The organism is Marinobacter fonticola, from assembly GCF_008122265.1.
GTDB lineage: Bacteria > Pseudomonadota > Gammaproteobacteria > Pseudomonadales > Oleiphilaceae > Marinobacter_A > Marinobacter_A fonticola.
Map to the genome: position 1 here is coordinate 2,607,308 of NZ_CP043042.1, position 21,254 is coordinate 2,628,561.

At 56.5% G+C, this 21,254-nt stretch carries 13 protein-coding genes and 4 tRNA genes; 4 read left to right on the top strand and 13 right to left on the bottom strand.

Annotated elements, in window-relative coordinates; genetic code table 11:
- Positions 1 to 45: 45 nt before the first annotated feature.
- A complete protein-coding gene (gene pyk / locus FXO11_RS11545) occupies positions 46 to 1,494 on the top strand; it encodes a pyruvate kinase (RefSeq protein WP_148863114.1) in 1,449 nt (482 codons plus the stop codon).
- Positions 1,495 to 1,828: 334 nt separating this feature from the next.
- Here pyk and FXO11_RS11550 read toward each other — a convergent pair whose 3' ends face one another.
- Genes FXO11_RS11550 through zwf form a run of 3 tightly spaced genes read right to left on the bottom strand, consistent with a single transcriptional unit; the run spans position 1,829 to position 4,688 of the window.
- On the bottom strand, positions 1,829 to 2,485 hold the full coding sequence (locus FXO11_RS11550; RefSeq protein ID WP_148863115.1) for a bifunctional 4-hydroxy-2-oxoglutarate aldolase/2-dehydro-3-deoxy-phosphogluconate aldolase: 657 nt from the start codon (positions 2,483 to 2,485) through the stop codon (positions 1,829 to 1,831).
- Between the two features lie 21 nt (positions 2,486 to 2,506).
- Positions 2,507 to 3,226 carry a 6-phosphogluconolactonase gene (gene pgl / locus FXO11_RS11555; protein WP_148863116.1) on the bottom strand — a complete coding sequence of 240 codons (720 nt, stop codon included), beginning with the start codon at positions 3,224 to 3,226 and terminating at the stop codon, positions 2,507 to 2,509.
- The gene (gene zwf, locus FXO11_RS11560) at positions 3,213 to 4,688 is read right to left on the bottom strand and encodes a glucose-6-phosphate dehydrogenase (protein WP_148863117.1); all 1,476 of its coding nucleotides are present in this window, start codon (positions 4,686 to 4,688) and stop codon (positions 3,213 to 3,215) included. Before zwf ends, pgl begins: the two co-directional genes overlap by 14 nt.
- 273 nt (positions 4,689 to 4,961) lie before the next feature.
- Between zwf and FXO11_RS11565 the strand changes: the two genes are divergently transcribed.
- The 3 genes from FXO11_RS11565 to pulA all read left to right on the top strand — a co-directional run bounded on the left by FXO11_RS11565 (position 4,962) and on the right by pulA (position 10,808).
- The gene (locus FXO11_RS11565; RefSeq protein WP_148863118.1) at positions 4,962 to 5,834 is read left to right on the top strand and encodes a MurR/RpiR family transcriptional regulator; all 873 of its coding nucleotides are present in this window, start codon (positions 4,962 to 4,964) and stop codon (positions 5,832 to 5,834) included.
- A 320-nt stretch (positions 5,835 to 6,154) separates the two neighbouring features.
- Positions 6,155 to 7,429, top strand: a complete 1,275-nt coding sequence (gene lamB, locus FXO11_RS11570) for a maltoporin LamB (protein ID WP_227545873.1) — start codon at positions 6,155 to 6,157, stop codon at positions 7,427 to 7,429.
- A 208-nt stretch (positions 7,430 to 7,637) separates the two neighbouring features.
- Positions 7,638 to 10,808, top strand: coding sequence for a pullulanase-type alpha-1,6-glucosidase (pulA, locus tag FXO11_RS11575; protein ID WP_148863119.1), 3,171 nt, complete (start codon positions 7,638 to 7,640; stop codon positions 10,806 to 10,808).
- 146 nt (positions 10,809 to 10,954) lie between these two features.
- Here pulA and FXO11_RS11580 read toward each other — a convergent pair whose 3' ends face one another.
- The 10 genes from FXO11_RS11580 to FXO11_RS11625 all read right to left on the bottom strand — a co-directional run bounded on the left by FXO11_RS11580 (position 10,955) and on the right by FXO11_RS11625 (position 21,044).
- On the bottom strand, positions 10,955 to 12,820 hold the full coding sequence (locus tag FXO11_RS11580) for a SurA N-terminal domain-containing protein (protein ID WP_148863120.1): 1,866 nt from the start codon (positions 12,818 to 12,820) through the stop codon (positions 10,955 to 10,957).
- A gap of 298 nt (positions 12,821 to 13,118) precedes the next feature.
- Positions 13,119 to 13,391, bottom strand: a complete 273-nt coding sequence (locus tag FXO11_RS11585) for an HU family DNA-binding protein (protein ID WP_148863121.1) — start codon at positions 13,389 to 13,391, stop codon at positions 13,119 to 13,121.
- 237 nt (positions 13,392 to 13,628) lie between these two features.
- Positions 13,629 to 16,046 carry an endopeptidase La gene (gene lon / locus FXO11_RS11590; protein ID WP_148863122.1) on the bottom strand — a complete coding sequence of 806 codons (2,418 nt, stop codon included), beginning with the start codon at positions 16,044 to 16,046 and terminating at the stop codon, positions 13,629 to 13,631.
- A gap of 371 nt (positions 16,047 to 16,417) precedes the next feature.
- Positions 16,418 to 17,701 carry an ATP-dependent Clp protease ATP-binding subunit ClpX gene (clpX, locus tag FXO11_RS11595; RefSeq protein ID WP_148863123.1) on the bottom strand — a complete coding sequence of 428 codons (1,284 nt, stop codon included), beginning with the start codon at positions 17,699 to 17,701 and terminating at the stop codon, positions 16,418 to 16,420.
- Positions 17,702 to 17,889: 188 nt separating this feature from the next.
- Positions 17,890 to 18,525 (bottom strand): ATP-dependent Clp endopeptidase proteolytic subunit ClpP, encoded by a 636-nt coding sequence (gene clpP / locus FXO11_RS11600; protein WP_148863124.1) that lies wholly within the window; start codon positions 18,523 to 18,525, stop codon positions 17,890 to 17,892.
- A gap of 394 nt (positions 18,526 to 18,919) precedes the next feature.
- Positions 18,920 to 20,230 (bottom strand): trigger factor, encoded by a 1,311-nt coding sequence (gene tig / locus FXO11_RS11605; RefSeq protein WP_148863125.1) that lies wholly within the window; start codon positions 20,228 to 20,230, stop codon positions 18,920 to 18,922.
- A gap of 218 nt (positions 20,231 to 20,448) precedes the next feature.
- Positions 20,449 to 20,533, bottom strand: a tRNA-Leu gene (locus FXO11_RS11610).
- A gap of 74 nt (positions 20,534 to 20,607) precedes the next feature.
- Positions 20,608 to 20,683, bottom strand: a tRNA-His gene (locus FXO11_RS11615).
- Positions 20,684 to 20,850: 167 nt separating this feature from the next.
- Positions 20,851 to 20,927: transfer RNA gene (locus FXO11_RS11620), tRNA-Arg, on the bottom strand.
- Positions 20,928 to 20,967: 40 nt separating this feature from the next.
- Positions 20,968 to 21,044 (bottom strand) — tRNA-Pro (locus FXO11_RS11625).
- Positions 21,045 to 21,254: the final 210 nt, after the last annotated feature.

Sequence of the window (21,254 nt, forward strand, 5' to 3'; positions counted from 1 at the left end):
CCCGCGGCCGCAAAGCACTCACTTAAAAGAACCAGAGGATTTTCAATGCTCAGGCGCACCAAGATCGTCGCCACACTGGGACCCGCCACCGACTCCCCCGAATCGCTCGCCGCCATCATTGCGGCGGGCGTCGATGTGACCCGTCTGAATTTCTCCCATGGCAGCGCCGAAGACCATATGGAGCGCGCGCGTCGTGTGCGGGAAGCTGCCGAGGCTCAAGGCCGGTTCGTTGCCCTGTTGGCCGATCTGCAAGGTCCGAAGCTTCGGATCGCCCGCTTCACGGATAATAAAATTACCGTACAGGCTGGCCAAACGTTTGTTCTCGATGCCGCGATGGACAAAGAGGCCGGCACCGAGGAAAGGGTCGGTATAGATTACGAGCAACTGATTCGAGACGTGGTTCCCGGCGACATTCTGGTGCTGGACGATGGCCGCATCGAGATGGAAGTCGAACATGTGGACGATCACAGTATTTCGTCCCGCGTATTGATAGGCGGCCCCCTGTCGAACAACAAAGGGCTGAACAAGCGTGGCGGCGGTCTTTCGGCCGATGCGCTGACCGCCAAAGACAAGCAGGACATCAAGACTGCTGCCGCCCTGGGGGCCGATTATGTGGCGGTGTCTTTCGTCCGCACTGCGGATGATATGCACACCGCCCGGGCGCTTTTGCGTGAGGCCGGCTCTCAAGCTGCTCTGATTGCAAAGATCGAGCGTGCGGAGCTTGCGCATAACACCGACCAGCTTGATGCCGTTATCGAAGCCTCCGACGCCGTCATGGTCGCTCGCGGCGATCTGGCGGTGGAGATTGGCGACGCCGAACTGGTCGGGGTGCAGAAACACATCATCAGCCGCGCACGAAGCCTCGACCGTGTAGTGATTACGGCCACCCAAATGATGGAATCGATGATCGAGAACCCGATGCCAACCCGGGCCGAAGTATCGGATGTCGCAAATGCCGTCATGGACTACACCGATGCCGTGATGCTGTCTGCCGAAACCGCGGTGGGGGATTACCCCAGGGAAGCCGTCGACGCTATGGTGCGCATCTGTCTGGGCGCGGAAAAGCAGCCTTCGATGCACCAATCCAACCATCGCATCCATGAACGCATGGAACGCGTCGACGAAGCTATCGCCCTGTCGGCCATGTACGCCGCCAATCACTTGGAAGACGTCAGTGCCATCATCTGTTTGACGGAGACCGGCGCCACTCCCCTGCTGATGTCGCGGATTAAGTCGAGCCTGCCCATCTACGCCTTCTCTCGGCACCACAGCACTCAGCACAAGGTTGTGTTGTATCGTGGTGTGCAAACCGTACCTTTCGACTCAGAACTGGTTCCCAACGAAGAAACCAACGCGCGCGTGGTAGCGGAGCTGGTAGACCGTGGCGTGGTCAAGGAAGGTGACCTCGTGGTGGTCACTAAAGGCGATTACGTTAATGCCCAGGGCGGCACGAATACGATGAAGATTGTTCGGGTAGGCGCGGCTATCCAATAGGGTCCGCTTACAGGATAGATCTCACCCGAAAGACTGACGACTGCGTTTGGTGCTCCCACCATCGTGGACTTTGGCAGGGAAACCCCTCTCCCAGAGGTTTCTCCTGCCCTTTTTATTTCTTCTTTTTTCTTCCTTTCCCTTTTTCCCTCTCATACCGCTAGCGCTAGTCATACCGCTAGCGCAAGCACGCCTAGAGTTATCCCATTCGCCAGTTAGCGCCGAAGGTAAGCATTTAGCACTGATGAAAGTGGTGAAAGTGAAGAAAGTGAAGAAAGTACGCTTATAAAAAAAGCGCCCGCAGGCGCCTTTCCAATCGTTTTTTTGAACTTGGCATTCAGCCTTTCAGCAAAGCCAGGCTCTCTTTCGCGATCGATGTAATCCGGTCCCAGTCTCCAGCGTCAATCGCATCTTGCGGCGTCAGCCAACTGCCGCCGACAGCGGCGACGTTTTCAAGACTCAAGTAGTCCGAGGCCGTTTCCTTCTTGATCCCTCCCGTCGGGCAAAAGCAGACATCCGGGAACGGGCCTGCGAACGATTTCAATGCATCGACGCCCCCCGAAACCGCAGCCGGGAAAAACTTGAAGTGGCGGAATCCGCGCTGATAGCCCATCAGCATTTCGGACATTGTGGCTACGCCAGGCAACAATGGCGCTCTCGCGGTGATCGCATGCTCCAGCAGTGATTCGGTCACGCCAGGGGTAATCACGAACCGGGCGCCAGCCTTGTCCACATCGCGGTATTGCTCGATTGTGGTGACGGTGCCGGCACCCACCCAAACTTCGGGCAACTCGGTACGCAATTCGTGGATCGCATCCAGGCCATACGGCGTACGCAGAGTAATTTCCAGGATATTGATACCGCCAGCCACTAGCGCCCGACCCAGCGGGAGGGCATGTTCCGGCTTGTTGATGGCGATAACCGGCACCAGAGGACAGGCTTCCAGCAATGCCTGAACCTGGTTGCGGTGTGCTTCTGTCAGCAATGAGGGCATCAAAATTTCTCTCTTTAAAATTCAGGGGCTCCAGAACAAACGGACACCGGCGCCGAGAAACGCCCTAACGGGCATCTCTCGTATGGCCTTCATATCGCTAATCGCGGTCATCAGCGTATCCATCTTGTCGTCGCCACGAAGATGCAGGGCAACCCATTCCGCCCCTTCCAACGCACTTCGGGTCAGCGACAACCGTGGCAATGGCTGAGATGCGGGATGTAGCGCCATGCAACGGTCTGCGAGACTCTCATCCAGTGCTCCGTCGATCTCCGGCGCGTCCGGAAACAGTGAAGCGGTGTGGCCATCGTTGCCCATGCCGAGGATCACCACGTCGAGCGGCCAGGCCATCTCGGCCAGAGCGGCTTCCGCGAGCGGCTGCCCGGCATTGGCGGTATCGTGCTTCTGTTTCAAACCGACAAAGCGAGCCTTGTCAGCCGGACCTTGCAGCAGCGTTTCCCGGAGCAACCGCTCATTACTGTCGCTGGAGTCCGTCGCCACCCAACGTTCGTCTGCCAGGGTGATGTCTACCCGGGACCAATCCAGGGGCATCTCCCGCAGTTTTTCAAAGAACGGCTTGGGTGTACTGCCGCCGGAGACTGCCATGCTCGCGCGATCCTTCACCTCTAACGCCTTTGCAAGACGTTCAGCGACAGCATCGGCCAGACGCGAAGCAATCTCTGCAGCGTCCTCGCCAAGTACCGGTTCAATCGTCGGTGGCCAATCCACCTCAGGCATCTTCATACCAACTCCTGCCATCTCGGGTTATCAGGGCAATCGACGCCACCGGACCCCAGGTGCCGGCCGCGTAGCGTTTGGGTGGGGAAGCGTGCTCTTCCCAGTTGGAAATGACCTGGTCGACCCACTTCCAGGCATACTCCACCTCGTCGCGACGCACGAAGAGGTATTGATTGCCTTTCATGGCTTCCCAAAGCAGACGCTCGTACGCATCCGGTATGCGCTCCTGGTCAAAGGTCTCGGAGAACGTCAGTTCCAGTGGGCCTTGCCGCAGGCGCATCCCCTTATGCAACCCCTGGTCTTTCGTGAGGATTTGCAAGGACATACCTTCATCCGGTTGTAGCCGGATAATCAGCTTATTCGCGGCCAGATGCTTTTGATCGGGATCGAAGATGTAATGCGGCGCCGGTTTGAAGTGAATAATGATCTGCGACAGCTTCTCCGGCAGACGTTTGCCCGTCCGAATATAGAAAGGCACGCCGGACCAGCGCCAATTGGAGATCTCCGCCTTTAGCGCCACGAAGGTTTCCGTGGAACTGCCACGCACGGCATCTTCCTCTTCGAGATAGCCGGGCACCGGTCGGCCCGTTGAGGTTCCGGCCGTGTATTGACCACGCACCAAATGGGTTTCGACCAAATCCGGCGTTATCGGTCGCAGGGCCTTGAGTACCTTGACCTTTTCATCCCGAATACTGTCTGCCGACAGGTCGGACGGCGGGTCCATGGCGATCAGACATAGCAACTGCAGCAAGTGATTCTGGATCATATCCCGCATCTGGCCGGCTTTGTCGAAGTAGCCCCAGCGCCCTTCGATGCCAACGCTTTCAGCCACAGTTATCTCCACATGGGAGATGTGGTTCTGATTCCACTGGGTCGCAAACAGGTTGTTGGCAAAGCGCAGCGCGATCAGATTCTGGACGGTTTCCTTACCCAGATAGTGATCGATACGGAAAAGCTGGTTTTCATTGAAGACCTCGGCCAGCTCGTCATTGATTTCGTGGGATGATTCCAGATCGTGCCCAATCGGCTTCTCGACCACGACGCGCGTCGCCCCGTTTATACAATCCGTCTCTTTGAGGTTGCGGGCGATCATGCCGTAGATGGACGGTGGCGTCGCCATATAAACGATCAAAGCGCCGCCGCCCGTCTCGCGCCACTCGCGCAGACTGACGTAATCGTCGGTCGCCGCAAAATCGAGTTGTTTGTAATCGATGCGACTGAGGAAGCGGGACATCACGGCCTCGTCGAGCTCATCCACCTTGACGTATTCCTGCAGTTTCTGCTTCAGCTTCTCCCGTGCACCCTCGGCGTCATAGTCCTGCCGGGCCAGAGCGAGAATGCGCGTTTTCGGCGCAAGGAGGTCGGCCGCGTCAAGCTGGTATAGTGCGGGGAAGAGTTTACGCTGTGCCAGGTCACCCAGGGCGCCAAACATAATAAGGTCGCACTGGTTTTCGTTTTTCCGGCTCATTCATCGTCCTTCAAAGCTGTTTAGGCGCCTTTTTGTCTCTGCATCGCGCACTGTTCTGTTTCTACATCACGCAACACGGGTGACAACGCTCAGGCGCGGTCCTCAGTAAACAATGTAGTAATTTTGACAAAATAATGGCATCAAAAACCCATAATTCCAAGAATATTTATTTAATCTTGACTATTTTACTACACAAGCGACGTACGAAAACCGGTATAATCCGCAGTCATAGCGTCTATTCAGTCAAGCAGAGTCTATCCGGGATAGCCAAACATGAATAAAACCAGTGACACCACTGCACCGAATCTGCTGGAACAGATCCAGGGGAAGCTCGAGAGCCTGAACAAATCCGAGCGTAAGGTCGCTGAAGCCATCCTCCGCGATCCCAGTGCAGCCACCCGTTACAGCATCGCCGCCTTGGCGCGGGCCGCCGATGTCAGCGAACCTACCGTCAATCGCTTCTGCCGTGGTTTCTCAACCTCCGGCTTCCCGGATTTTAAGATTCAACTGGCCCAAAGCATCGCCACCGGCACGCCTTATGTCAGCCAGAATGTGCGCCCTGACGATGACGTTGCCACCTTCTCCGACAAAATCGTACTCAGCACAATAGCCAGCTTGGATAAGGCGCGGCAGGCGCTTGATCCTGTCGCTATCGGAACCGCTATCGACTACCTGATCCAGGCCAAACAGATCAATTTCTTCGGCATGGGCGGTTCCGCGCCAGTGGCGATGGACGCTCAGCACAAGTTCTTCCGTTTCAATATTCCGGTTGTCGCCTACGACGACGTGCTGATGCAGCGCATGGTAGCCGCCGGCAATCATACCGGCGATGTCATCGTGGTTATTTCCTATACCGGGCGTACCCGGGACCTGGTGGACATCGCCGAATCCGCCCGCAACAATGGCGCGACGGTGATTGGCATCACTGCCCCCAACTCCCCGCTCTCCAGAGCCTGCACCGTAGCCTTGGAAGTAACGGCACCCGAAGACACCGAGGTTTACATGCCGATGACCTCGCGCATCATTCACCTGATGATCATCGATATCCTGGCCACAGGCGTAACCCTGAAACGGGGCAGTGATTTCCAGGGTCACCTAAAGAAAATCAAGGACAGCCTCAAACCGACCCGCTTTAGCGCTGAGTAGTTGTCAGGTGCCTACTCGGGAGCGGCACCCACACAAGCCGCTCCCCTAAAATTCCCCACCGTCCCCTGCTACGCCCCTCCTCCCCCTTAAAACTCACCCCCCTTTTCTCCCGGTCTGGATGATGTGACGTCCTATTGCATTGCGGACTATGGATACGGGTTTCCCGAAACATGGGCAGGAAGCCGGGAAGATGGCGCCCCGAGAACGGGCGCCTCGGTCTTTCCTGGGGTGAGTAAACGCCTAGCGGTCTGGCTGGAGCCCGCTTGACCTGACGGTGACGAACCCTGCGCTCATAACAACACGAAAAGCACAGGACAGAGATGATGCAAAATAACAACAGACGACTGTTTAGACTGACTCCGATCGCAGCGGCCATCGCGTCCGCGGCTTTCGCAACGCCGGCTTTCGCTGTGGACTTCAGTGGCTATGCGCGTGCCGGGGCTTCAACCAACTTGCAGAGCGGTGGCGAGCAGACCTGTTTCGGAAGTGGCGCTGCCGGTCACTTCGTGGGCCGCCTCGCTGACGAGTGCGATACCTATGCCGAAATCGGGCTGGGTGACGAGCTGTATAACGAGAACGGCAAAACCTTCCGTTTCGACTCCATGGTCTCCTACGGGACCAACAACCAGGGTAACGATTTCCAGAGCTTCACCGGCGGTGATGGCGGTTATGGCGGCGGCGACATTGCCCTGCGCCAGCTCTTCGTGTCCGGCAACGCCTTCGACTCCATGCCCGACGCAACGCTTTGGGCGGGTAAACGCTACTACCAGCGCCATGACGTTCATCAACTGGACCTTTATTATCTGAACAACTCCGGCTACGGCGGCGGTATCGAGAACATCCCGGCCGGGCCGGGCAAGCTGTCTCTTGCCTTTATCAACCACGATAATCCAGACGGCGAACAGTTTATCCAGAACAACAAGTTCGATGTTCGCTATGCATTCCCCGTCGGCGCCAGCACGCTAACCCTGGTCGGCATCTATGGCATGGCAGACCTCACCGATCAGCAGGAAGACGCCGGCTTTGAGGACGAGGACGGCTACTTCTTCACCGCCGAACTCGCAACCGGCATCCTGGGCGGGTTCAACAAGTTCGTGCTGCAATACGGTGCTGATTCCATGGGCTTTGGCGCTTTCGAAAACGGCGGCGGCGGCCGGGTCGCAAACAGCAATGTTTCCGGTTATCTGGAAAGCAGCTGGCGCGTGCTCGATCACGGTGTGATTGGCCTGAGCGGCAACTGGGAAATGGGCTATTCTGCGTTGTACCAACAAGGTTCCGCCCATGACTCCAACGCTGACGATGCCGAACGCTTCAGCGTCGTGGTACGCCCAACCTATAAATGGTCGCCGGTTCTGAGCACCGCCATAGAGGTTGGTTACGACGATTTGCAGAATGCGGGTGTCGACTCTGAGTCAACCGACCTACAGAAAGTCGCTATCGCACAGCAATGGTCTGCTGGCGGCAGTTACTGGGCCCGCCCGGTCATCCGCGCCTACGCAGCCACCTTCTTCGGTGACCGAGCCGAGGCTGCCCGCGCCGGCGACGGCGTCGATGGAGACATCCAGCTCGGTGTCCAGATGGAAGCCTGGTGGTAAGCCATCAATAAATATTAGCGTCCTTCCTTGACAGAAAACCTCCGCGCCTGCCCTCCAGGCCGGAGGTTTTTTTCGTTTATAGCCCTTCAACTACGCCCCAAAACCTACGCCGCGAGAAAACCCGACAAAGAGGATGTTCCGCTACGACACGCAGGCGACTATTTCTTGCGCAGTATCAAAAACAACAACCGCACAAGGAATGCTTCTCATGTCTCAACGCAATATTCTTAAATTGGCCTGCATACTCAGCCTCTCGCTGGGTGTGGCAGCCTGCAATTCCGGAGATGACGATTCTCCCGATCCCGGCAATCCGGGCGAGCAGAGCGAGCCGCTGATCGAACCCGGCCCCAATGAGGCCGTACTCTATTACCTGCGCCCCGATACCACATACGAGGGCTGGGGACTGCACCTATGGAACAACGAGACCTGCTCCGGCGCCGCCGCCCCAACCGACTGGGCCGAGCCGCTGGCGGCGGAAGGCGTTAGTGAAACCTATGGTGCCTACTACATTGTCGACACAACCGAGGATGCCGCCTGCCTGAACTTCATCATGCATAAGGGTGACGAAAAAGACCTCGGCGACAACGACATGCTGTGGCGGTTCGATGAGCTGGGACGCCGGGTTTTCACCCTCAGCGGCTCAAGCGAACTGTCCAGCGATCCGATTTCCACCGAAGCCACCAGCATTGAAGATGCCAGCGCCCATTGGGTGGACGCCGAAACTCTACTCTGGGACGACGCCGAAGGCGCAGCGCGAGTTGAACTGCGATACGCCGAGGACGCCCGCATTCAGATCGGTGACGGTCAGCTTAGCGGTGGAACAGCCGTTGAGCTGTCTACCGGCACCCTCTCTTCAGAAGCCGCAAACAAATTCCCGCATCTGGCCGGCTGGCCGGCTTTCGAGGTTCCGCTGACAAATAGCGAGCGGGCCCGGGCGCTCAAGGGGCAATTGGTAGCCGCAGCTTTCAACAGCAACGATGAGCTGATGGCCGCGACACGCATCCAGATCCCCGGGGTTCTTGACGATCTTTTCACCTACGACGGGCCTCTCGGCGCCATCGTCTCGGACAGCGGCGTGAATTTTCGGGTCTGGGCGCCGACTGCCCGGTCGGTACGCCTGCATGTATTCAATGCCCGCAAAGAGACGCTCGACAGCTATCCGGTGGACATGACGGCGGATCCGAATCGGCCGGGAACCTGGATATACTCTGGCCCGCTTTCCCTCGACCGCATGTTCTATCAGTACGAAGTAACCGTTTTCCATCCGCGCACGGACGCCGTGGAAACAACGATGACCACCGACCCTTACGCCCTGAGCCTGTCCACCAACGGACAATACGCACAAGTGGTGAGCCTCGACGACAGCGACCTCAAACCCGCCGGTTGGGACAGCTTGGCACCTCCAGCCGTTGCCAGCCCGGAGAATATCGTTGTCTACGAAACTCACATTCGTGATTTCAGCGCGGGCGACGCATCCGTTTCCGTGGACAGCCGCGGCAAGTACGGCGCTTTTTCCGAAGCCGGAAGCAGCGGCGTAGCTCACTTGCGGCGACTGGCCGCTGCGGGCGTAACTCATCTGCACCTGCTACCTGCATTCGACATCGCCACCGTGGACGAAAACCCGGCGAACGTCGTGGATATTGACGACAACTTCAGCCGGCTGTGCGATTTGTCCGAAGAAGCGGCCAGCCAATGGTCGAGCTATTGTGGCGACGGCACTATTCGCTCGGTGCTTGAGTCTTTCGATCCCACCACCGGTGATGCTCAAGCGCTTTACTCCGCATTGCGCGGGCTGGACAGCTTCAACTGGGGGTACGATCCGGTGCACTACACCGTCCCTGAAGGCAGCTATGCCTCGGAAGCAGACGGCACCGGACGCATCCTGGAATTCAGGCAGATGGTTCAGTCGCTCACCGACATGGGCTTCAACGTGGTCATGGACGTGGTGTACAACCACACCAACTCTTCGGGCCTGGCGGATAAGTCGGTGCTGGACAAACTGGTGCCAGGCTACTATCACCGCCAGAATCCGCAAACCGGCGCGGTGGAGCAATCCACCTGCTGTGAAAACACGGCTTCCGAACACGCCATGATGGAAAAGTTGATGATCGACTCGCTCGTTACCTGGGCAGATCAGTACGGCATTTCCGGCTTCCGTTTCGATCTCATGGGCCACCACATGCTGAGCAATATGACCAAGGCCCTGGAAGCCGTTAAAGCGGTCGATCCCGACGCCTACTTCTACGGCGAAGGATGGAACTTTGGCGAAGTGGCCTCCAACGCTCGCGGCGTCAACGCTATTCAAACCAATATGGCGGGCACAGGTATCGGTTCGTTCAATGACCGGAGCCGCGATGGCATACGTGGCGGAGGACCGTTCGATGGCGGTACCGCATTGCGTCAAAACCAGGGCGTCGCCAACGGTCTTTATACCCAGCCCAATGCGTTGAACTCCGGCTCAGAGGACGAAAAGCTGCGACTGTTCCAAACCATGGATTGGATTCGTGTCGGTATCGCCGGCGGTCTGGCTGAATACAGCTTCGAAACCGCCGACGGTCAGGTTCGCACCGCAGCCGAAATCGATTACAACGGTCAAGCCGCGGGCTACACGGCCGATCCCCAGGAGTTGGTAAACTACGTTTCGAAGCACGACAATCAGACGCTCTGGGATAACAACCAATACAAAATCCCGTCCACGGTTTCCAGCAGCGACCGCGCAAAGATGCAGGTGGTCGGACTATCGGTGCCGATTCTCAGCCAGGGCATTCCCTTCCTCCATATGGGCTCCGAACTCCTGCGCTCCAAATCCATGCAACGGGATAGCTACGACTCCGGCGACTGGTTCAATGCTGTCGACTTCAGCTACCAGGAGACCGCATGGAATCGCGGTCTGCCAAGGGAAGACAAGGACGGCGACAACTGGCCCGTCATCCTGGACATTCTGGCCGACCCCAATGCCGAACCAACACCGGCGGATATCTTGACGACCCGTGATGCCGTGGAAGCTTTGCTACGAATCCGCCAGACGTCACCCCTGTTCCGGCTCCGAACCGGAGCGGCCGTGCAACAGCGCCTGACGTTTCATAATACGGGCCCAGGCCAGGTCCCAGGCGTACTCGCCTACAGCCTGGATGACGGCACGAACGCTGGTGCTGATTTGGACGCCGCGCGCGATGCGATCATGGTTGTCATCAACGCATCGCCCACGAGTCAGACCATCGGCACCGCACTGAGCGGCTTCACCTTGCACCCGGAGCTTAATGGCCGTGTTGCTGCGACGGCTTCTGCTGGCGACTTCACCGTACCGGGTATGTCTTTCGCGGTGTTCGAGCAGATCCAGTCGGGAGGGCAAGGCGCCGGGGCTCCGGTCCAGCCTTAACGGGCAATCGCATTCACCTCGTCACAAATCAAAAAGGCAGGGCTTTTGGCCCTACCTTTTTGATGGCTTCCTGCTCACGCAGCTCTGTTGCTTACGCTGCTTTTCTGCTCAAGCGATGTCCTTGCCTATCGCTACGCCCCGATTTATCAGGGACGTTCGATGTCCGCGTCACTGCGCAATGACTCTGCGTAGGCGCCGTACTCACGCTGCCCACGCTGATTGGCGAGGAAGTTCGTCAACGCCTGGATCTCCGTATCCTTGCCTTCGACGTTACCATCCTGCACGCTCTGCAAGCTGATGATCACCGAGCGCTGTGCGCCGCTAACCCAATCATAGGTCGTCTTGTCGTCAGCCGGACGAGTCATGCTGAACGCTGCATTCAAGACATCGAACTCTACATCGCGGGCGTTACGGGCCACGGACTCATGGGAAGTCCACTCGGCACCGACATCCTCGGCAACCTCGGCCGGTTCGTCGCCGTCCTGCAAGCGAGCCACCAATTCTTCGCTTCGTGCGGACAGTGCTTCGCTAATACGCTGGGCTGTGAGCTGCTCCCGAATCTGATCGCTAACCGCGGCCAGCTCGAGTTGCTCTTCCGTATGATTCTCCCGCACATGAGCGACCACAGCCGTGGTGTTATCCACGTCGATAACTTCGGTGTTGTAGTCACCGGAGAGCACATCCTCGGAAAACAGCTGGCGCACTAGACCCTGGTGATCCAAGGGTGCTTCCGCGCCTTCGCGAGTCACGCCTTCACGGGTCTGTATGTCCAGTCCCAGCTCTTCAGCCGGCACTTCCAGGCTAGGCTCGGAATATGAAATATCAGCCAGCTGGCTGCGTAATTCGGAGAAACGGCGGCCAGCCTTTTCACGGGCCAACTGCTGACGAAGCGTCTCGCGCTGATCCTCGAAAGACGGACCTTCAGTTTTGCGAATATCCGTCAATTTGATGATGTGATAGCCAAATTGCGTCTCGACGGGTTCGGATACATCGCCCTCGTCCATGCTAAACAGCGCCTCTTCAAACGCGCTGTCGTACACGCCTTGACCAGCGTATCCCAGGTCGCCGCCCTGCTCCGCGGAGGCCACGTCTGCCGAGTAGGCCTCAGCCAGCTCGCCAAAGTCTTCACCCGACGCCAGCTTCTCCTGCACTTCGTCCAGCTTGGCCTGAGCGTCGTCACCGGATTCGATCAGGATATGCGCGGCGCGACGTTGTTCTTCGCCCCCGACGTTGGCGCGCTGCTGGTCATAGTAGTCGCGCAGCTCTTGCTCGCTGATTTCCACATCCTCTGCTAAATCATCGAGAGACAAGACCAGATAAGCGACATCCAACCGCTGCGGCTGCAGGAAATTGGACTTATTGTCATCGTAGTAATCCTCGACATCGCCCTCTGTTACCTCAACCTCATCCGCAACAGCCGAGGCAGGGATACGCAGTGTATTAAAGGACCGGGATTGCGACTGTATGCGCAGGATGTCTTTGGCCGTCTGTTCGTTGACGATAGCGCTCGTCAAGATGCCGCTACGAATCTGGTTCACCATAAACTGGGTGCCTAGCGCTTCGCGGAACTCTCCCACGCCCATGCCCAAATTGCGTACGGCGCTGGTAAACGCTTCGCGGCTGAACTGGCCATTCGTTTGGAATTGGGGCATCGAGGTAATTAGCTGGTCAACGTCCTGCTCGGACAGTGCCAGACCTTGTGCCTGGGCGTCCTGGGTCAGCACCGCCTCCTGGATCAGGCCCTCCAGTACGTTCTGACGAATCTGGTCCTCGTTCAAAAGCGAAGGATCAGCGTTTTCCATTTGGGCCAACTGCCGCTGGCGCTGCATTTGTACGGTGCGGGTAAACTCACGCTCGGTGATGTCCTGACCGTTAACGGTAGCAACTTCAGGCTCCCCAGCGAACCCGCCGATGATGGCATCCACACCGAACATGGACAGACCGATTACCAGCAGCACAATGATGATTTTGGCAATCGTACTCTGGGCATTATTCCGGATATCTTGAAGCATGTTCCTCCCAGACGTCAGCTTGGCCGGCACTTGAATCGACCCACCCGGCTTGCTGCGTTAGGCCTCTTATTGATGTTCCTCGGGAATACCAGTCGCTGCATGACACCGTCGGAAAATCAGGCAAGGGCAGCGTACTGAACGTAAAAAGGCGCATCCTGCTAGGGATGCGCCTTGAAATCTGTGGGGCAGTTAATCAGTAGATTTCAGCATGATCAGGTGTGTCGAATTACCGGGACCAGATGCCTTGAAGAAACTACCCCGGCAATGCCTCCGCAGGCACTGCCGCGAAAGTCGCCTCTTACTTGACGGCGTCTTTCAGAGCCTTGCCTGCCTTGAAGCCAGGAACCTTTGAGGCTGGAATCTTGATTTCAGCGCCAGTCTGCGGGTTACGACCGGTACGCGCTGCACGCTCTTTTACAGAGAATGTACCGAAGCCGATCAGGGTAACCTGATCACCTTTTTTCAGTGCGTCGGTGACAGAGGCAACCATAGCATCCAGGGCACGTCCTGCACCGGCCTTGGAAATATCTGCTGACTCTGCGATTGCATCGATAAGTTCGGACTTGTTCACACTAAACCCCTTCGATTTCAGGTTGAAGATGTTATAGGTTGGTTTCTTTTTTTCGGAGCTTCCCGACTATCGCACAAGCGGTCGGAGAATTCCATTCTTCGGTTTTGTTATTCCTTTCGGTCATCTGGTATCGATCGGAATATCCTCAAAAACCCCGGGAGCCCTTGGTACAGGCTGCTTCAGGAGGAAACAGTTATACCAACGGGCTCTCAGGCGTGTCAACAATGCCTTCTACGTTTAATGTGTATTTATGCGTTCGCCGGTATCGCCTTCTTCATCGCGTTTTTTTGCCGGTGTACCGTCTTTAGTCAGGTCCGCCGCATCCGGGTCTGGCTGATAGGCCAGCGCCACATCCAACACCTGATCAATCCAAGTCGCCGGCACGATCTCCAGTGATTCCTTGATGTTTTCAGGTATCTCCTTGAGATCACGGACATTTTCTTCTGGAATAATCACAGTCTTGATACCACCTCGATGGGCGGCAAGCAGCTTCTCCTTAAGCCCTCCAATCGCTAAGACGCGTCCGCGCAACGTGATTTCGCCGGTCATGGCCACGTCTGCTCTTACGGGGATTCCGGTAAGGGCGGAGACCAACCCGGTACACATACCCACGCCCGCACTCGGGCCATCTTTCGGCGTCGCGCCTTCGGGAACGTGGATATGGAGATCGTTGTGCTCGTAGAAGTCTTCCTTTATACCCAATCCTGTAGCTCGACTACGGACAACGGTCAGGGCGGCCTGGATGGACTCCTGCATGACGTCGCCCAGCGAGCCCGTCTTGACAACCTTCCCCTTACCGCGGGTCAGCGCACATTCAATAGTCAGCAGCTCGCCACCTACCTGGGTCCACGCCAGACCGGTAACCTGACCCACCTGATTGGACTCTTCCGCCAGGCCGTACTTAAATTTGCGTACGCCGGAGTAATGCTCCAGAAGGTCCGGCGTCAGCTCGACCGACGCCTTCTCTCCCGACTCGACATGCTCACGCACGACCTTGCGGCAGATCTTGGCAATTTCGCGCTCGAGACTACGCACACCGGCCTCGCGGGTGTAGTAGCGAATCAGGTCGCGCATGGAATCGTCGGACACTACCAGCTCATTCTTACGCAGGCCATTAGCTTTGAGCTGCTTGGGCAGCAGGTGCTGCATGGCGATGTTGACCTTCTCGTCCTCGGTATACCCCGGAATGCGAATAATCTCCATGCGGTCCAATAGGGCCGGCGGAATATCCATGGAGTTGGACGTACAGACGAACATCACGTCGGAAAGGTCGTAATCCACTTCCAGGTAGTGATCGTTGAAGGTGTGGTTCTGCTCTGGGTCCAACACCTCGAGCAACGCTGACGCTGGGTCGCCGCGGTGGTCCATACCCATTTTGTCGATCTCGTCGAACAGGAACAGCGGATTCTTCACGCCGACTTTGGATAGCTTCTGCAGCAGTTTGCCCGGCAACGCGCCAATGTATGTTTTCCGATGACCGCGGATCTCGGCCTCGTCACGCACACCGCCCAATGCCATACGCGTGTACTTACGATTTGTGGCACGAGCCACGGACTGTCCCAGGGACGTCTTACCGACACCAGGCGGCCCCACCAGGCACAGCACCGGCCCCTTGATCTTCTTCACCCGGCTCTGCACGGCCAGGTATTCGAGGATACGTTTTTTTACTTCGTCCAGGCCGTAATGGTCTTGGTCGAGAATTTCGCGAGCCTTGTCCAGATCATGGCGAACACGGCTGCGCTTCTTCCACGGCACCGCCAACATCCAATCGATGTAACCCCGGACAACCGTCGCTTCGGCGGACATCGGCGACATCATTTTGAGCTTGTTCAGCTCTGCGTCGGTCTTCTTGCGCGCCTCTTCCGGAAGCCCGGCCTCCTCGAGTTTCTGTTCGAGCTCCTCAAAATCGTTATTACCTTCCCCGAGTTGACCCATCTCTTTCTGGATGGCCTTCATCTGTTCGTTGAGGTAATACTCGCGCTGACTGCGCTCCATCTGCTTCTTGACGCGGCCGCGTATACGCTTCTCAACCTCGATCAGGTCGATTTCACCGTCAAGACGGCCCAGCAAGAGCTCTACTCTCTTGCGTACGTCGAGGCTTTCAAGCAGTTCCTGCTTCTCGTGGATTTTCAGTTCCAGGTGGGCGGCCATGGTATCCGCGAGACGCTCAAGGTCATCAATGCCCGTCAGCGAATTGGTCACCTCCGACGGTACTTTTTTGGAAAGTTTGACGTATTTTTCAAACTCTTCGGACAGCGTCTTGACCATGACGGACTCTTCGCGCTCCGGCAGCGTATCCTCGTCCAGCAGCGCGGCACGCGCCATGAGATACTCGCCTTCCTCGATGGAATCCATACGCGCACGGGCGTTGCCCTCGACCAGTACCTTCACGGTTCCGTCTGGCAACTTCAGCATCTGCAGCACGGTCGCCAGCGTGCCCATGTCGTAAACGTCCTCCGGCGCCGGATCATCCGTGCCCGCATCGCGCTGGGCAACCAACAGGATTTCCTTACTCCCCTCCATGGCCGCTTCCAGGGCTCTGATGGACTTCTCCCGGCCAACAAACAGGGGAACAACCATGTGGGGGAAGACCACCACATCCCGCAGGGGAAGCATCGGATAATCATTCATGGGGGATTCAGGTATCGGTGTCATAGAGATTCCTCTGACTGACGTGTCGAGAGACACGTGGCGGAAACGATCAAACGCAAGCGCCGTTACCTTGATCGCATACAAACGGACTATAAGCCGAACAGCCTCCAGGCCATCACGCCACAGAACGGCGACTGCCAGCTTCCTTTGCCTTTTATCATTGGGGTTCAGCTAAGGGAATACAATGCCTATCGGTGTCCTGTTGTAACAGGATTGTTGAGAACTGAAGCGTTTCTCCAGACAGCAAAAAGGGGCGCGAGCGCCCCTTTTTGCTTCACATGAACTCCGTTCCACCAGAGCGTCGCCCCAATGAGAACGTTGTTCCACAAGATCATGAGCCCTACAGCAACGAAGACCCAGATCGAGCCGCCGAGTTAATCCTCCGGCACCGCCTTGGCGTGGTCGCTGTTGGCGTAGATCTTAAACGGCTCGGAATCGCCGCTGATGACGCTTTCGTCGATGACCACTTTGCTGACGTCATGCTCAGATGGAATCTGGTACATGGTATCCAGTAGCGTCGCCTCAAGGATGGAACGCAGACCGCGAGCACCGGTTTTGCGCTCCATGGCTTTGCGAGCCACCGCGCGCAGCGCGTCATCGCGGAAATCGAGTTCCACGTCTTCCATGTCGAAGAGCTTCTGGTACTGCTTGGTTAGCGCGTTTTTAGGCTCAGTGAGAATCTGAACCAGCGCTTCCTCGTCCAGCTCTGTCAACGTGGCTACCACGGGAAGACGACCGACGAACTCAGGAATCAAGCCATACTTGACCAGATCTTCCGTCTCCACATCCTTGATGATATCGCCCGTACTCTTGCGATCATCCTCACTGACCACGGACGCCGAGAAACCGATACTGCTCCGCTCGGAGCGCTCGCGGATCACCTTATCCAGACCCGCAAATGCGCCGCCGCAGATAAACAGAATGTTGCCTGTATCCACCTGCAGGAACTCCTGCTGCGGATGCTTACGGCCACCCTGAGGCGGCACCGAAGCCACGGTACCTTCGATCAGTTTTAGCAGCGCCTGCTGAACACCTTCCCCCGATACGTCTCGGGTAATGGAGGGGTTGTCGGACTTACGGGAGATCTTGTCGATCTCATCGATGTAGACGATACCCCGCTGGGCTTTATCCACATCGTAATCACACTTCTGCAGCAGCTTCTGAATGATGTTCTCGACATCTTCACCGACATAGCCAGCTTCAGTCAGCGTGGTGGCGTCTGCAATGGTGAACGGCACATTCAGCATTCGCGCGAGGGTTTCCGCCAGCAACGTCTTACCGCTACCGGTAGGACCGATCAGCAGAATGTTACTCTTGCCCAGTTCCACCTCTGCTTTACCTTCACCGTAGCGGAGGCGCTTATAGTGGTTGTAGACCGCAACCGAGAGGACAACTTTGGCTCGGTCCTGGCCAATGACATACTGGTTCAGCGTGTCGCGGATTTCTGCGGGCGTTGGCAGCCGATCACTCTGCTCTTCCTGTGCACTTTCCTGGATTTCTTCCCGGATAATGTCATTACACAGGTCGACACACTCGTCGCAGATGAATACCGAGGGCCCTGCAATGAGCTTGCGGACTTCATGCTGGCTCTTTCCGCAAAACGAGCAGTAGAGCAACTTGCCGTTATCGTCGCCCCTGCCGTTTCTGTCATCTGCCATTGAAATACCTCTGTCTTGGCTTACATTTCTTTTGCCGGGAACCGGATCAGAGATTCCGGCCGTTCCCGACATACGTCCGCGATTCTATTTACGATCACGGCACGTCCCTGCGAATTCTGGTGGCCCCCGCCGAAGGTCTGGACCGTCGCCTATATAGAGCCGCCCTTTGACGGGCCACCGAATCAGTATTATTTATTCGACACGCGTTTATCAAGTACGGAGTCGACCAGACCATAGTCCTTGGCCTGGTCCGCGTCCATGAAGTAATCGCGATCGGTATCACGGGAAATGGTCTCAAGGTCCTGACCCGTGTGCTGCGCCAGCAGACGGTTGAGCGTCTCACGGATCTTGAGGATTTCACGGGTGTGGATTTCGATGTCGGAAGCCTGACCCTGGTAGCCGCCCAGCGGCTGGTGAATCATCACCCTCGAATGCGGCAAGCACGCGCGCTTACCCTCAGCGCCACCGGCGAGCAAGAATGCCCCCATGCTTGCGGCCTGACCAATACAAAGGGTGGCCACATTGGGCTTGATGAACTGCATGGTGTCGTAAATGGACATACCCGCAGTTACGGAGCCGCCCGGACTGTTGATATAAAGATGAACGTCCTTATCCGGGTTCTCGGATTCCAGAAACAGGAGCTGCGCGACGATCAGGTTCGCCATGTGGTCCTCGACAGGACCCACCATGAAGATGACACGCTCCTTGAGAAGACGGGAATAAATGTCAAACGAGCGCTCACCGCGGGCGGTCTGCTCGATAACAATCGGTACCAGACCTGAATTGGTCACCATGGTCGGGCCGTCATAAGGTTTTTGCATCATGATGTGCCTGAACTCCTTTACTGTTTGAGCGAACCAGTCGGTGATATGGGGATCACCCGACCGGAAGTCAACTGAGCGCTCTCCAAAAACAGGCCCAGCTTTGTTCCTAACACCCTGTTTTCTGGGGAGGAGCGATTTAGGTTCTTCCTTAGAGACCCTTTGAATAAAAGAGGCCCTTTGAATAAATCCCGAACAGCTTCAAGCGGTCAGGTCTTATTCAGAAGGCTCTTAGGGAACTTCATCAAAGGTTCCTTAGATAAAAAACAGCCGGTAAATCCGGCTGCTTCGTAGTGTAGCGCATCTATTCCCGAGGAAACGAAACAGATCTTTGTGGGAGTGTTGCACAACAGCACTAACACGCTACGTTGTGCAACTCCCACAACCACAGCCATTTTTAGCGCTGAGGCTGTCCCGCCTGAACCGCTTCCTCGTACTTCATCTTCTTCTCTTTAACCTTGGCTTTTTCAAGCACATGGTCGACAACCGCGTCTTCCAGAACTACAGATTCGATCTGGGCCTTTTCCTGCGGATTGCTGTTGTAATGGGCAATTACTTCATCAGGCGATTCGTAGGTCGATGCGATCTCCTGAATCTTCTCATCAATCTTTTCCGGTGCAGCTTTGATGTCGTTCTGGCGAATCAGTTCCTGGAACAACAAACCGGTTTTGACGCGGCGCTTGGCTTGATCAGTGAACAGCTCAGCCGGCAGCTGCTTGGGATCCATTTGCATCTGACCGCCAAAACGCTGAACCGCGTCCTGCCGTAGACGATCAATTTCCTGATCGATCAGCGCTTGCGGTATTTCGACCTCGGTACTCTCAAGCAAACCGTCAACAACGTCGTTCTTGACCTTGTTGGATACCGCTTGATTGAGCTCGCGCTCCATATTCTTCTTCACTTCGGTGCGGAAACCTTCCTCATCTTCAGCCTCAACACCGAATTTCTTGAAGAATTCCTCGTTCATTTCCGGCAACACCGGCTCTTCAACCGTATGAACCGTGATTTCGAACTTGGCCGGCTTCCCCGCCAGCTCTTCATTTTGGTAATCCTCGGGGAAGGTCACTTCGATTTCGAGCTCTTCTCCGGCCTTAGCGCCGGTAACACCTTCCTCGAAGCCGGGAATCATTTGACCCGAACCGAGTGTCAACTTATGGCCTTCGGCGGAACCACCTTCAAAGGCTTCGCCATCGATATAGCCTTTGAAATCGATGGTTACCACATCCTTCTTCTTGGACTTGCGCTTTACCGACTTCATGTCAGCCTGCTGACGACGCAGGTTGTCGATCATGTTATCGAGGTCTTTATCACCCACGTCTGCCTTGGGCTTCTCGATTTCGATCGTGCTCAGATCACCGAGCTCAATCTCCGGCAATACTTCGAAAATAGCGATGAACTCAAGGTCCTTGCCTTCGTCCATGGCCTTCGGCTCGAAACGCGGCCAGCCTGCCGGTGAAATATCCTTCTCTTCAAGCGCCTTGACGTAGCTGTCGCGCATGACTTCGCTCACAATTTCCTGGCGAACCCCCGCTCCAAAACGACGCTTAACGACGCTCATCGGCACCTTACCCGGGCGAAAGCCATTCAGGCGAACAGTGCGCGCGGTTTCCTGCAGACGCTTTTGCACAGCCTGATCAATCTCCTGGGCGGGCACACCAATCGTCATGCGACGCTCGATGTTGGACGTCGTTTCAACAGACACTTGCATGGAAGTTCCTCGAATTACCGATTCATGGGTTAGTGGATACGGGCGAGAAGAAATACATCCTATAAATGACGCTATTTCCGCTCGAACCCGCGAAAACTAAAACGCGTATTTTATCACGCTTTTGGTGGCAGAGAGAATCGCCAGAGAAGTCGACTTCACACAATTGAGCGGTGAAATGACTATGGAAGTAACAAAAAGAAAGGGATAAAGAAGAGAATTGGTGCGAGAGGAGAGACTCGAACTCTCACGGGTTGCCCCACTGGAACCTAAATCCAGCGCGTCTACCAGTTCCGCCACTCTCGCTGACCACCGACCGGAGCACCGATGACAGCCGCCACCTTAGATCCCAGTCAAAACGAACACAACTTCCGAAAAAGTGGGGTGGACGAAGGGGTTCGAACCCTCGACCGCAGGAGTCACAATCCTGAGCTCTACCAACTGAGCTACGTCCACCACATTATTGCGCCGAGCTCGCACGTTGCGGGCCCAGACTTGAGACCGGAAAGGCGGCAAAGACTGCTACCTATTCCAACTTTGCTGCGGGGCCTGATTCCGTTCCTAGAACCGCGGTTACGGAAACTCCAGACTAAACTGGGGAACTTTAACCCGCCGGGTTTGAATGGCGCGCCCGGTAGGACTTGAACCTACGACCCACGGCTTAGAAGGCCGTTGCTCTATCCAGCTGAGCTACGGGCGCTTGACCTTTCGCCCACCTGAATGACCAGGTTTTTTAAAAGTGGTCGGGGTAGAGAGATTCGAACTCCCGACATCCTGCTCCCAAAGCAGGCGCGCTACCAGACTGCGCTATACCCCGTTCCATACGACCTGAACAACAGATGCCTCAGCAAAGTTGGCGCGAATGATACCGGCGGTTCCGGGGTCCGTCAACATCGATTTCCGATTACTTGCCTTTCTTGCTCACTCTTTTTCTGCTCCGTTGGCCGAAACGCGGAAGCGTGCGACAATAGCGCGCAATTTTCCACGGGTCACGCTCACCATGACGAACGCCGCGCGCGCTATCACC